The organism is Streptomyces sp. AM8-1-1 (assembly GCF_032229325.1).
In the GTDB taxonomy this organism is placed as follows: domain Bacteria; phylum Actinomycetota; class Actinomycetes; order Streptomycetales; family Streptomycetaceae; genus Streptomyces; species Streptomyces achmelvichensis.
Window position 1 is genome coordinate 1,928,973 of the sequence record NZ_CP135086.1, and the last position, 12,597, is coordinate 1,941,569.

Sequence of the window (12,597 nt, forward strand, 5' to 3'; positions counted from 1 at the left end):
CGTCCCCTCCTCCGGGTTCACCGCCGTCCTGCGGGGCCATAGGCCCTGCACGCACCGTCACACGGCGCAGTGGGCAGAGGAGGGGACTTCCCATGGAACTGGGTATCGGAATCGGCTGGCGTCCTGAGATCGCGGACGCCGTGGAGGGCCTGCCGGGCCTCGACTGGGTCGAGGTCGTGGCGGAGAACGTCTGCCCCGGCCATCTGCCCGCCTCGCTGACGCGGCTGCGTTCGCGCGGCACCAAGATCGTCCCGCACGGGGTCTCCCTCGGTCTCGGCGGCGCGGACCGTCCCTCGGAGCAGAAACTGGGGGATCTCGCGGAGCGGGCCGTGGCGCTGGATTCGCCCCTCGTGACGGAGCACATCGCGTTCGTCCGGGCCGGCGGTGTGCTCACCGCATCCCCCCAGCTCGAGGCCGGCCATCTGCTGCCGGTGCCCCGCACCTGGGACGCGCTCAAGGTGCTCTGCGAGAACGTGCGCATCGCGCAGGACCTCCTGCCGGTGCCGCTGGCGCTGGAGAACATCGCCGCGCTGATCTCCTGGCCCGACGAGGAGCTCACGGAGGGCCAGTTCCTGGCCGAGCTGGTCGAACGCACCGGCGTGGGCCTGCTGATCGACGTGGCGAACCTCCACACGAACCACGTGAACCGCGGCGAGGACCCGGCGAAGGCGCTCGACGAACTGCCGGTCGAGGCGATCCGGTACGTCCATGTCGCGGGCGGTGTCGAACGCGACGGCGTCTGGCACGACACCCACGCCCACCCGGTCACCGAACCGGTCCTTGAGGTCCTGCGCGAGCTGCGGTCGCGGGTCGCGCCGCCCGGTGTCCTGCTGGAGCGCGACGACGACTTCCCCCCGCCGGGGGAGCTGGCGGCCGAACTGGAGACCGTCCGCGCGACGGTGGTGAACGGCGCCGGGCCCGCGGCCCGCACCGACGAGGCACGCACGGTCCGCGCCGGCGATGGCGTGCGCGTGGCGGCGGGGACCACGGACGGCGACGTGCGCGCCGCCGTCGGGGACGTGGACCCCGGGGCGCGTGAGCGCGTCGGTATCGCCCAGGCCTCCCTGCTCTCCGCCCTGGTCGCCGGGACTCCCGCCCCCGAGGGCTTCGACCCGCAGCGGCTCCGTGTGCAGAGCCGGGCGCTCGCCGCCAAGCGCGCCGACGTCGTCGCCAAGGTCGCGCCCGAACTCCCGGAGATCCTCGGCGCGGGCTACCGGCCCGCCTTCCTCGCCTACGCCAAGTACCGCCCCATGCAGGCCGGTTACCGGCGTGACGCGCTCGACTTCGCGGAGCAGCTGCTCGTGGCCGGGCAGCCCGCCGACGAGAGCGCCCGCCGGCTGCTGACCCGGTGGTGGGAGGAGCGCGCCGGAGCGCACCCGCCCCGGCGCACCGCCCGCATCGTGCGGGCGGCCCGGGCCGCGCTGGTGAGGAGGTGACCGCCGTGACCGTCCTCGCGATCCTCGTCTACGTCGCCGTGGCCGCCTCGTCCACCACGCTGCTGGTCCGGGTGTCCTGGTCGCAGCGCCGCCCCGCCCCCGGCGTCCGGGCACAGATCCACGACGTGTACGAGGCCGCCTTCCTCGGCGGCGGTCCGGCGCGGGTGGTGGACGCGGCGCTCGCCGTGCTGCACGCGGACGGGCGGCTGGCGATCGGCGGTCCCGGCATCGCCGTCGCCCAGCGCCCGGTCGCCCAGGACCTCGTGGAACGGGCGGTGTTCGACGAACTGGCCGCGTCGCCCACCGGTGCGCTGCACACCCTGCGCCGCTCGGTGATGCGCAGCCCCGCCGTGCAGGAGATCGGCGACGGTCTCGCCGCGCGCGGGCTGATGCTCCCGCCGCGGGCGAACCGCGCGCTGACCGTCTGGGGCCTCTGTCAGGGGTTCGTGTGCGTGATGGGGATTCCGTTCGCGTTCGTCGTCACGGTTCTGAGCTTCGTCTCCGGTCCCGACGACCCCGACATTCCGTTCATCATGCTGGTACTGCCCGCCCTGTTCGTGGGCATCGGGTTCGGCTTCACGGCGGCCGCCCGCTCGCGCCGCCGGATCAGTTCGGCCGGCCAGGACGCCCTGCGTTCCTTCGGGGTGCAGTTCGCGCATCTGCACTCCCCCGCCCATCTCGTCGCCCTCCACGGCCTGCACGGCGTGACGGATCCCTTCCTCCAGGCCCAGCTGAGGACCGCGGCCCGGACTCCCGTGTCCCGGTACGAGCGTTCGGCCGCGTTCGCGGCCACCACCACGGTCGTGTGGTGCGCGGCGTCGAGCCCGGACGGCGGCGGAGGGTCCGGCTGCGGCAGCAGTTCCGGCTCGGGGTGCGGCGGTTCGTCGGGCGGGTCGGGCTGCGGCGGGTCCTCCGGCGGTTCGTCGGGCGGCTCCAGCTGCGGGGGCGGGGGTTCGTCCGGCGGGTCGAGCTGCGGGGGCGGCAGCAGCTCCTGACCCCGGTCCCCCGTGACCGCCGGTGCGTCACCGGTCCGCGATGCCGTGTCCGGATCGTGGACAAGATGTGGCGCCGCGAAGGAGATCTCGCGTACAACACGCGCATGCTCTCGCTCGTGTTTCTGTTCCTGGCCTGGTCAGCGGCGGGACTCAGCTGCGCCCGCCTGTGTCTCGCGGCGGTCGACACGGCGCGCCCGCCCAGCGCGCGGCTCGGCGCACAGCGGGAGTTGACGCTGTACGAGGCGGCCTTCCTGGCCGGCGGCCCGCAGCGGGTCACCGAGCTCACCCTCGTCTCGATGCACCGCCGGCGCAGGCTGCTGCTGGCGCACACGGGCTGGGCCACCGTCGTGGACCCGGACGGCGAGGACGATCTGGAACGTTCGGTGATCGGCGCTATCGGGGCCGCGGGCCAGGCGCGGATAGGGGCGGTACGGGCCGCCGCCTCCGCCGCCGACGCGGTGCGCACCCTCGCCGACCGTCTGGTCCACGCGGGCCTCGCCGTCCCGGACGGCGACCGGACGCAGGTGGCCTCCGCCGTCCGTCAGGTGCGCGGCGCGACCGTGCTCACCGCGGCGCTGGCGGCCCTCTCGCTGCTGATGGTCCCTCAGGAGGAGGGCGGCGGCGGGCCCCTGCTCGTCTGGTTCGCGCTGCCGCTCGTCCTCACGCTCGGCGCTCTGGCGATCGCGCGGATCGAGGTGCATCCCTACACCCGGTGGGCCTCACCCGACGGCCGGCGTCTGCTGGTCGGCCTCGTCGGCACCGGGGACGGCAGCGAGCGGGCGTTTCTGACCGCGGTGGCGGTGCACGGCGTCGGCGCGGTCGACGACCCGTCGCTGCGGGCCGCTCTCACGGTCGGCCGCACAAGTGGTTCACCTCTTACGGGTCATTGAGGGCCGACACCCCATTCAGGTTCTTTACATGACTATCTGCTCCGCGAAGGATCTCCCTTTCCACGGCCGCACAGCCGCCGTCCGTACGAAGGGAACGCGATGAGAGCAGTGACGAAGTACGGGGCCGTGAGCGGCCTCGGCTCCTTGGTCATCACCGCACTGGCCGTCGCCCCGGCCGGCGGTACCACCACCCTCGACACCGAGATGCAGGGAACGGCTGTCGCCGCGAAGCGGGCCGCCGACGCGGGCATCGTGTTCGGCACCTGCCCCAAGGTCGAGGGGCTGCCCTCATCCGTCAGCTGCGGCACGGTCAAGGTTCCGCTGGACTACGCGGACCCGTCGGGCCGTCAGATCACCCTGACCGTCAGCCGCGTGAAGGCGAGCGGTGAGGCGACCGAGTACCAGGGGGCCTTCGTCTACAACCCGGGCGGCCCGGGCGCCTCCAGCATGTACTTCCCGATGGCGGCCCAGCTCCCGGAGTGGAAGCGGATCGCGCGGGCGTACGACATCGTGGGCTACGCCCCGCGCGGGGTGGGCCGTTCGGCGCCGCTGTCCTGCCAGGACTCCGCCGACTTCGGCAAGGCTCCGACGCCGTCACCGGTACACCCCTCCCCCGCGTACAAGACCGAGCGGATCGCGCAGGCGAAGGCGTACGCGGAGGGCTGTGCGCGCAAGACCGGAGCGGCGCTGCGTCACTACACCTCGCTCAACAACGCCCGTGACCTCGATGTGCTGCGGGCCGCGCTCGGCCAGCCGCGGCTGACCTTCATGGGCGCCAGCTACGGCACGTACTTCGGCGCGCTGTACGCGACCCTCTTCCCCTCGCACGTACGCCGCTTGGTCTTCGACTCGGCGGTGAACCCGGACACCGACCAGATCTGGTACCGCAACAACCTCAACCAGTCACTGGCCTTCGAGAGCCGCTGGTCGGACTTCCGCGCCTGGGCCGCGCGGCACGACGCGACGTTCCATCTCGGCACCACGCCCGAGCAGGTGATGCGCAGTTACGAGAAGGCGCGCGACCGTCTCGCCGCGAAGCCGGCGGGCGGCAAGGTCGGCCCGGGTCAGTTGCACGCGGCGTTCCTCGGCACCGGGTACTACGACGACGTCTGGGTGGCGCGGGCGACCGCGCTCTCGGAGTATCTGAAGGGCAACGAGAAGCCGCTGATCGCGCAGGCCGCCCCGAGGCCGGAGTACGCCAAGGAATCGGAGAACGCCAACGCCGTCTACACCGCCGTCGAGTGCAACGACGCCCCGTGGCCCACCGAGTGGGAGGTCTGGGACCGCGACAACACCGCACTCGCCCGCAGGGCGCCGTTCGAGACCTGGGACAACGCCTTCATGAACCTGCCCTGCGCGTTCTGGACGGCGCCCCGGCAGGAGCCGCTGGAGGTCCGGACGAAGCGCGGGGCGCTGCCGCCGACGCTGATCCTGGCGGCCGAGAGGGACGCGGCGACACCGTACGAAGGGGCGCGCGAACTGGCGCAGCGGCTGAAGGGTTCGGTGCTGATCACGGAGGAGGACTCCGGGACGCACGGCATCGGGGGCGGCAGCAACGGGTGCGTCAACGCCCACCTGGAGAACTACCTGCTCCGCGGTGAGACACCGGTGCGGCGCGCGTCGTGCGCGCCGCACCCGGAGCCTGACCCGGTGTCGCTGGACCGGCGGGCCGCACAGCCGAAGCTGCCGCACGCCGTCTGATCTTCCGGGTCGCCGAGGCCGGGTCCGCGGATGCGGGCCCGGCCTTCATGGTGTGGCCGGCCTCAGGCGAGGCCCGCCACCAGGTCGCCGACCGACTTGCGACGGCCGGTGTAGAACGGGACTTCTTCACGGACGTGCATCCGTGCCTCGGAGGCGCGCAGATGACGCATCAGGTCGACGATGCGGTACAGCTCGTCCGCCTCGAAGGCCAGCAGCCACTCGTAGTCGCCGAGCGAGAAGGACGCCACGGTGTTGGCGCGCACGTCCGGGTAGCCGCGGGCCATCTTGCCGTGGTCGGCGAGCATGCGGCGGCGGTCCTCGTCGGGCAGCAGGTACCAGTCGTAGGAGCGCACGAAGGGGTAGACGCTGACGTAGTCGCGCGGCGTCTCGTCGGCCAGGAAGGCCGGGATGTGCGACTTGTTGAACTCGGCGGGGCGGTGCAGCGCCATGTTCGACCAGACCGGCTCCAGCGCCCGGCCGAGGCGGGTGCGCCGGAAGAGGTTGTACGCGTCCTGGAGCTCGTCCGCGGTCTCGGCGTGCCACCAGATCATCAGGTCGGCGTCGGCGCGCAGCCCGGAGAGGTCGTACGTGCCGCGCACGGTGACGTCCTTGGCGGCGAGCTGGTCGAACAGCTCCTGGACCTCGTCGGCGTAGGCGGACCGGTCGGTGTCGCTGGGGAGCACATCGCGCAGCTTGAAGACGGACCACAGCGTGTACCGGATGACCTCGTTGAGGTCCTTGGCCTTCTTGCCTGCGTTCGGGATCTTTTCGGGCGCACTCATGTGGCTATTCTCCCGCCTGCCGACCGGTGCCTCGCGCCAGGGTGGGCGTGGCGATGATCTCGTCCGCGGCGCGCCGTCCGTCGGCGATGCATGCGGGGATGCCGACACCGTCGTACGCGGCCCCGCAGATCCGCAGGCCGGGCAGTTTGGCGACCTCGTCACGGATGCGGGCGACGCGGGACAGGTGGCCGACCGGGTACTGGGGCAGCCCGCCGATCCAGCGGGTCACCTCGGTGGCCACGGGCCGGGCCGCGAGCCCCGTCGCCGCCCCGAGGTCGTCCAGGGACACCCCGACGAGGTCGGCGTCCTCGCGGTGCAGATGCTCCTCCTCGCCGTACCGGCCGACGGAGGTGCGCAGGACGAACAGGTCCGACGAGCTCTCGCCGACCCAGCCCCACTTGTTGCTGGAGAAGGTGGAGGCCTTGATGGTGCGGCCGTCGACCGGCGGCACCAGGAAGCCGCTGCCGTCCGGCAGGCCGGTCAGGTCCGCTCGCCGGAAGGCCAGGGTCACCAGGGCCATGGAGGCGTACTCGATCCGGCCGAGTTCGGCCGAGGCTTCGGGCGACTCGGCGGAGAGCAGGGCCGAGGCCGACCAGGCGGGGGTGGCGAGCACCACGGCGTCGGCGGCGAACTCCCCGCGGTCGGTGCGGATCCGCCAGCCCTCGGTGTCGCGGCTCAGACCGACGACGGGGGTCTCGGTGAGGATCTCACCCCCGGCGGCGCGCACGGCGTCGGCGACGGCCCCCGGCAGCAGCCCGACGCCGCCCGCGATGCCCATGAAGACGGGCCCGCTCTGCGGCCGTTCCTGCGCCCGGCGCTGGATCTCGGCCACGCCCTCCAGCAGGGAGTCGTGTGTCCTGGCCGCCTCGAAGAGCTGGGGGACGGCGGCGCGCATCGAGATCCGGTAGGCGTCACCCGCGTACACCCCGCCGAGGAGGGGCTCGACCAGCCGGTCGACGACCTCGCGGCCGAGGCGCTCGGCGACGTAGGTGCCCACCGCGACATCGTCGCCGAGTTCGACGGGGGCGAGGTCGCGCTCCCGCTCGATCCGGGCGATGCCGTCGGCGGAGAGGAGGCCGGCGAGGGCGTCGGCGGAGCCCGGTACGCCCATCACATGCCCCTTGGGCATCGGTCGCAGTGCGCCGCGCGTCCACACGGAGGCGGTGGCCGTGGCGGGGGGCTGAAGCCGCTCGCCGAGTCCCACGGCACGGGCCAGGTCCACGGCCTCCGGGCGGCGGGCGAGCATGGACTCGGCGCCGAGATCGACGGTCAGCCCTTCGATCTCGCCGGTCTGCAGCTTGCCGCCCAGCCGGTCGGTCGCCTCCAGCAGCGTCACACGCACCCCGGCGGTGACGAGCCGGTGGGCGGCCGCGAGGCCGGCGATGCCGCCGCCCACGACGACGACATGGCCGGTGGGGGTGCCCGTGTTCGGTGAAGACTCCATGTCCCCACTCTCTCAAACGCCGTTCCGAGTCCCGACCGTGACCGCTTCGGGACCGCAGGACGGCAACCCTTGCCGCGGGCCCGCCGTCGAACCGGTGACACTCACCGATGTCCCTGGGGGGCCGACATGCGGGCTCGACGTACGTTCGCGGCACTGCTGCTCACCGCTTCACTCACCGTCGCCGGATGCAGTGGCGGGGCGAGCGACGACAAGGGGGAGAGCGCGGCCGGTCCGGCCGCGCGGGAGGGGCGGCGGGTTCCGCCGCGGACAGGGCGGAGTCCGACGCACAGCACGCCGCGCCGAAGAAGCCGGTCTCCCTCGCGCCGGCGCACATCATCCGTACCGCGGCACTGGAGGTGGAGGTCGCGGATGCGCAGAAGGCCCTGGCCTCCGCCCGCAGCGCCGTCGAGACGGCCGGGGGTCATGTCGCCGACGAGTCGACGGAACGGATCGACGACACCCATGTGGCCTCGCGGGTCGTGCTGCGCGTGCCGCAGGAGAAGTACGACGAGGTGCTGTCGGCACTGGCGGGCACGGGCAGGCTGCTGTCCCGCAAGGCGGACGCCAAGGACGTCACCGACCAGGTCGTGGACGTGGAGAGCCGGATCGCCACCCAGCGGGCGAGCGTGGCCCGGGTGCGGGCACTGATGGACCGGGCCACCAAGCTCGGCGACATCGTCGCGCTCGAAGGCCAGCTGAGCAGCCGTCAGGCCGATCTGGAGTCGCTGCTCGCGCAGCAGGCCGCGCTCAAGGACCGCACCACGCTGGCGACGATCACCCTCTCGCTCTCCGAGAAGGAGAAGAAGGAGGAGCAGCGCGACGACGACCCGGGCTTCCTGGACGCGCTCGGCGGCGGCTGGGACGCGCTGCTTGCCACGGGCCGCTGGGCGGGCGTCGTGATCGGCGCGGTGGCCCCGTTCGCCGCGGTGCTCGTGCTGCTCTACGCGCTCTGGCGGTGGGGGGTACGGCCGCGGCTGCCGCGGCGCGCGGCCACCGAGCCGGCGGCGCCCGCGCATCTGCCGTGGCCGGGCGACGGCACTGCGGGTGGCAGTGGATCCGGACCGGCGCGCGGCCCTGGTCAGGACTGAACCACGGCTCCCCCGTAGCGTGTTCCCATGGCAACAGAGCGACTGGTGATCGTCGGGGGCGATGCGGCGGGCATGTCCGCCGCATCGCAGGCACGCAGGCTCAAGGGCCCGGAGGAACTGGAGATCGTCGCGTTCGAGCGCGGCCACTTCAGCTCGTTCTCGGCCTGCGGGATCCCCTACTGGGTCAGCGGTGACGTACGCGAACGGGAGCGGCTGATCGCCCGTACGCCCGAGGAGCACCGCGAGCGCGCCATCGATCTGCGCATGCGCACGGAGGTCACGGAGATCGATGTGGCCGGCCGCCGGGTGCGCTCGCGTGACCTGGAGAGCGGCGAGGTGGCCTGGACGGGCTACGACAAGCTGGTGATCGCGGCCGGCGCCCGCCCGGTACGCCCGCCGCTGCCGGGCATCGACGCGCCCGGGGTGCACGGCGTGCAGAACCTGGACGACGGTCAGCAGCTGCTGGACACGCTCGCCGGCATCGAGGGGCGCCGCGCGGTGGTGGTCGGCGCGGGCTACATCGGTGTCGAGATGGCCGAGGCGATGCTGAAGCGCGGCTTCGAGGTGACCGTGCTCAACCGCGGCGAGCAGCCGATGATCACCCTCGACCCGGACATGGGCCGGCTGGTCCACACCGCGATGGACAACATGGGCATCACGACGGTGAACGAGGCAGAGGTCACCAAGGTCCTCACCGGTGAGGACGGCCGGGTCCGGGCGGTGGCCACGGATGACAGGGAGTACCCGGCGGACGTGGTGATCCTCGGCATCGGTGTGCGGCCGGAGACGACGCTCGCCGAGGCCGCGGGGCTGCCGCTCGGTGCGTACGGAGGGCTGCTGACCGATCTGGGCATGCGGGTCCGCGGTCACGACAACATCTGGGCGGGCGGTGACTGCGTCGAGGTGCTCGACCTGGTCTCGGGCCGCGAGAGGCACGTCCCGCTGGGCACGCACGCCAACAAGCACGGCCAGATCATCGGGTCGAACGTCGGCGGCGGGTACGGGACGTTCCCGGGCATCGTCGGTACGGCGGTCAGCAAGGTGTGCGAGCTGGAGATCGCGCGGACCGGTCTGCGCGAGAAGGACGCGGCCGCGGTCGGACTCCAGTACGTCACCGCGACGATCGAGTCGACGAGCCGGGCCGGCTACTACCCGGACTCGGCGCCCATGACGGTGAAGATCCTCGCCGAGCGCCGCACGGGGCGGCTGCTGGGCACGCAGATCGTCGGCCGGGAGGGTGCGGGCAAGCGGGTCGACATCGCGGCGGTGGCGCTGACGGCCGGGATGACGGTGGAGCAGATGACGGCCCTGGACCTGGGCTACGCACCGCCGTTCTCACCGGTCTGGGACCCGGTCCTGGTCGCGGCCCGCAAGGCAGTGGCAGCGGTCCGCAAGGCGGGCTGAGCCCGGTCCGAACCCTGCTGTGACCGGGCCTGGAGCCCGGTCACGGTCACGGCGGGGAGGACCTAGCGGACGGTCCGCTCGTGGACGAACTCCACGAGCCGGGTCAGGGCGTCCGGGTCCGTCGTCGGGAGCACCCCGTGGCCCAGGTTGAAGATGTGGCCATCCAGGTCCGACGCCGCGTCCAGCACCTCGCGGGTCTTCGTCTCGACCGCCTCGCGGGTGGAGAAGAGCACCGCCGGGTCGAGATTGCCCTGGAGCGCCTTGCCGGGGCCGACGCGGCGCGCGGCCTCGTCCATCGGGACGCGCCAGTCGACACCCACGACGTCCGCGCCGGCCTCGCCCATCAGACCGAGCAGTTCGCCCGTGCCCACGCCGAAGTGGATGCGGGGCACGCCGTACGAGGCGACCGCGTCGAACACCTTCGCCGACGCCGGCATCACCGAGCGCCGGTAGTCCGCGGGAGCCAGCGCCCCCACCCAGGAGTCGAACAGCTGCACCGCACTCGCGCCCGCCTCGATCTGCACCTTGAGGAACGCGGACGTGATCTCCGCGAGCCGGTCCAGCAGATCCGCCCACAGCTGCGGGTCGCCGTACATCAGCGCCTTGGTGTGCTCGTGGTTGCGCGAGGGGCCGCCCTCGACGAGATAGCTCGCGAGAGTGAAGGGCGCACCGGCGAAGCCGATGAGCGGGGTGGAGCCGAGCTCCTGGGTGAGCATGCCCATCGCCTCGGTGACGTACCAGACGTCCTCGGGCGTGAGATCGCGCAGCCGGTCCAGGTCGGCCCGGGTGCGGATCGGATCGGCGACGACGGGTCCGACGCCGGGCTTGATGTCGAGGTCGATGCCGATCGCCTTGAGCGGGACGACGATGTCGCTGAAGTAGATCGCGGCGTCGACCTTGTGGCGCCGTACGGGCTGCAGCGTGATCTCGGTGACGAGCTCGGGACGCATGCACGACTCGAGCATCGGGATGCCCTCGCGGACCTTCAGGTACTCGGGCAGTGAGCGGCCCGCCTGCCGCATGAACCAGACCGGCGTGTGCGGCACCGGCTCGCGCCTGCACGCCTTGAGAAAGGCGGAGTCGTACGTCTTCGGCTGCTGGCCCGAGGGGCGTTCGTTGGCGCTCACGCCCCAAATCTTCGCACGTACACCTGAAGTGGCTGCCCCGGCCCGGGTGTCCCTCCCTGCGCCGAGCCCCCGTTCCGCCTACTCTTCCCCGCATGGCTGCGGCTCAGGGACAGTTTTCCGATCATCCGGATCATTCCAACGGCGCTGATGCGACGGACAGCGCGGAGGGGAATGCCGTCCCGCGCGCGTTCTCACAGGCGGTCGATGCGCTGCGGGCCGCACGGCTGCGCCCCGAGATCGAGGTGGATCCGGCCCGGCCGCCACAGCGGCTCGCCCCGCACGCGTACGCACTGGAGGCGGCGGTGGTCGACGGCGAGGACGATCTCGCCGACGGACGTCTGGTGCTGCTGCACGACCCGGCCGGCCACGACGCCTGGCAGGGCACGTTCCGGATGGTGACGCTGGTGCGGGCGGAGCTCGAACCGGAGATGGCCGCCGACCCGCTGCTTCCGGAGGTGTGCTGGTCGTGGCTGACGGGCGCGCTGGAAGCGCGCGGACTTTCGTACGGTGAGCCGAGCGGCACCGTCACCCGTGCGGGGTCTCACTATTTCGGTGGACTCTCCGACCGGCGGCCCGCGACGCAGATCGAGATCCGTGCGTCCTGGACACCGCGCGAGGGCCACGGCGGGGTGCCGGACTCGGGCGCACACCTCGCTGCCTGGTGCGATCTGCTCTGTCAGGTCGCGGGACTGCCACCGATGCCGGCCGGTCCGGCGGACGCGGTGACGGGCGTGGTCTCCCTTCCGCAGCGGCGGGGCCCGCAACATCGGTGACGTTCACCCCCGGCACGGCCCGCGACACTGTGCGCGGGCCGTGCTTTGTGTCGTGCCCGTACCGCTCTCCCCACCCGGCCTCGCGCGAACAGCCTGATGAGCTCGCTCGTAGGATGATCGATCACCTGTCCGAATTGCCCCAATTGTTACTCACTAAATCGTGATCATTCTCTAAAGGCGGCCGGGTTCGGTGCCGAAGAGGTCAGTGACCTAACTGCACGGTTTCGCCCCGGCTTCCCCGAGCCGGCCCCGTCCCGCACCTTCCCCAGGAGGCCTGGTGTCCGTTCTTCTCGAGCAGCCCGCAAGCCTGGTCGCCTACCGCCCGAACAAGCCGACGGCCATGGTCGTCGTGGCCGACCCGCGCGTCCGCTCCACCGTCACCCGCCACCTGTGGGCCCTCGGAGTACGTGACGTGATCGAGGCGTCGTCCATCGCGGAGGCGCGTCCCCGCGTCGGCAACCCGCGCGACATCTGCGTTGCCGACGTCCACCTGCCCGATGGTTCCGGGCTGACCCTCCTGTCCGAGACCCGCGCGGCCGGCTGGCCGAACGGTCTGGCGCTGTCCGCCGCCGACGACATCGGCGCCGTGCGCAACGCGCTCGCCGGCGGCGTCAAGGGATACGTCGTCACCGGTACCCGTACGAACATCGGTCACCCCACCCGTCCCGGCGCGGCACCCATCGGCGCCGGAGCCGGCCGACTGCACCGCCGCCCCCCGGGTGCCCCGAGCCACCCGGGCGGCTACCGCGAGCTCTCCGGCCGTGAGGTCGAGGTGCTCCGGCTCGTCGCCGAAGGCCAGTCGAACAAGGCCATCGGCGTCTCGATGGGCCTGTCCGCGCTCACCGTCAAGAGCCACCTCGCCCGCATCGCCCGCAAGCTCGGCACGGGCGACCGTGCCGGCATGGTCGCCGTCGCCCTGCGCACCGGCATCATTCACTGATCGCTCCACATTTCTTT

Annotated in this window: 11 protein-coding genes; 8 read left to right on the forward strand and 3 right to left on the reverse strand. The window is 72.4% G+C overall.

Annotated elements, in window-relative coordinates:
- Positions 1-92: 92 nt before the first annotated feature.
- From RPQ07_RS08805 to RPQ07_RS08820, 4 genes are all read left to right on the forward strand, one after another.
- Positions 93-1,436, forward strand: a complete 1,344-nt coding sequence (locus tag RPQ07_RS08805) for a DUF692 domain-containing protein (RefSeq protein ID WP_313943523.1) — start codon at positions 93-95, stop codon at positions 1,434-1,436.
- 5 nt (positions 1,437-1,441) lie between these two features.
- A complete protein-coding gene (locus RPQ07_RS08810; RefSeq protein ID WP_313943524.1) occupies positions 1,442-2,431 on the forward strand; it encodes a TIGR04222 domain-containing membrane protein in 990 nt (329 codons plus the stop codon).
- Between the two features lie 104 nt (positions 2,432-2,535).
- Entirely contained in the window at positions 2,536-3,321 is a 786-nt protein-coding gene (locus RPQ07_RS08815; RefSeq protein WP_313943525.1) for a TIGR04222 domain-containing membrane protein, read from the forward strand.
- Positions 3,322-3,420: 99 nt separating this feature from the next.
- The gene (locus tag RPQ07_RS08820; protein ID WP_313943526.1) at positions 3,421-5,022 is read left to right on the forward strand and encodes an alpha/beta hydrolase; all 1,602 of its coding nucleotides are present in this window, start codon (positions 3,421-3,423) and stop codon (positions 5,020-5,022) included.
- A 62-nt stretch (positions 5,023-5,084) separates the two neighbouring features.
- Here RPQ07_RS08820 and hemQ read toward each other — a convergent pair whose 3' ends face one another.
- Together hemQ and hemG are read right to left on the reverse strand one after the other, a co-directional pair.
- The gene (gene hemQ, locus RPQ07_RS08825) at positions 5,085-5,804 is read right to left on the reverse strand and encodes a hydrogen peroxide-dependent heme synthase (RefSeq protein WP_313943527.1); all 720 of its coding nucleotides are present in this window, start codon (positions 5,802-5,804) and stop codon (positions 5,085-5,087) included.
- Positions 5,805-5,808: 4 nt separating this feature from the next.
- Positions 5,809-7,248, reverse strand: a complete 1,440-nt coding sequence (gene hemG / locus RPQ07_RS08830; protein WP_313943528.1) for a protoporphyrinogen oxidase — start codon at positions 7,246-7,248, stop codon at positions 5,809-5,811.
- Positions 7,249-7,433: 185 nt separating this feature from the next.
- Here hemG and RPQ07_RS08835 point away from each other — a divergent pair, with 185 nt between their 5' ends.
- Both RPQ07_RS08835 and RPQ07_RS08840 read left to right on the forward strand, forming a co-directional pair.
- Positions 7,434-8,336: a DUF4349 domain-containing protein gene (locus RPQ07_RS08835; protein ID WP_313943529.1), complete on the forward strand. Its 903-nt coding sequence runs from the start codon at positions 7,434-7,436 to the stop codon at positions 8,334-8,336.
- Positions 8,337-8,363: 27 nt separating this feature from the next.
- Complete coding sequence (locus RPQ07_RS08840; RefSeq protein ID WP_313943530.1) at positions 8,364-9,740, forward strand: FAD-dependent oxidoreductase; 1,377 nt, start codon at positions 8,364-8,366, stop codon at positions 9,738-9,740.
- 62 nt (positions 9,741-9,802) lie between these two features.
- Here the strand turns inward: RPQ07_RS08840 and hemE are convergent, their stop codons facing one another.
- On the reverse strand, positions 9,803-10,867 hold the full coding sequence (gene hemE, locus RPQ07_RS08845) for a uroporphyrinogen decarboxylase (RefSeq protein ID WP_313943531.1): 1,065 nt from the start codon (positions 10,865-10,867) through the stop codon (positions 9,803-9,805).
- Positions 10,868-10,959: 92 nt separating this feature from the next.
- On the opposite strand from hemE, the gene RPQ07_RS08850 reads away from it, so the two are divergent.
- Positions 10,960-11,640 (forward strand): DUF3000 domain-containing protein, encoded by a 681-nt coding sequence (locus tag RPQ07_RS08850; protein WP_313943532.1) that lies wholly within the window; start codon positions 10,960-10,962, stop codon positions 11,638-11,640.
- Between the two features lie 277 nt (positions 11,641-11,917).
- A complete protein-coding gene (locus tag RPQ07_RS08855; protein WP_313943533.1) occupies positions 11,918-12,580 on the forward strand; it encodes a response regulator transcription factor in 663 nt (220 codons plus the stop codon).
- Positions 12,581-12,597: the final 17 nt, after the last annotated feature.

Excerpts from the sequence above, each read along its gene's own strand:
- RPQ07_RS08850 (WP_313943532.1), top strand. The coding sequence starts at position 10,960 with ATGGCTGCGGCTCAGGGACAGTTTTCCGATCATCCGGATCATTCCAAC.
- RPQ07_RS08805 (WP_313943523.1), top strand. The coding sequence starts at position 93 with ATGGAACTGGGTATCGGAATCGGCTGGCGTCCTGAGATCGCGGACGCC.
- RPQ07_RS08815 (WP_313943525.1), top strand. The coding sequence starts at position 2,536 with ATGCTCTCGCTCGTGTTTCTGTTCCTGGCCTGGTCAGCGGCGGGACTC.
- RPQ07_RS08835 (WP_313943529.1), top strand. The coding sequence starts at position 7,434 with ATGCAGTGGCGGGGCGAGCGACGACAAGGGGGAGAGCGCGGCCGGTCC.
- hemG (WP_313943528.1), bottom strand. The coding sequence starts at position 7,248 with ATGGAGTCTTCACCGAACACGGGCACCCCCACCGGCCATGTCGTCGTC.
- RPQ07_RS08820 (WP_313943526.1), top strand. The coding sequence starts at position 3,421 with ATGAGAGCAGTGACGAAGTACGGGGCCGTGAGCGGCCTCGGCTCCTTG.
- hemQ (WP_313943527.1), bottom strand. The coding sequence starts at position 5,804 with ATGAGTGCGCCCGAAAAGATCCCGAACGCAGGCAAGAAGGCCAAGGAC.
- RPQ07_RS08840 (WP_313943530.1), top strand. The coding sequence starts at position 8,364 with ATGGCAACAGAGCGACTGGTGATCGTCGGGGGCGATGCGGCGGGCATG.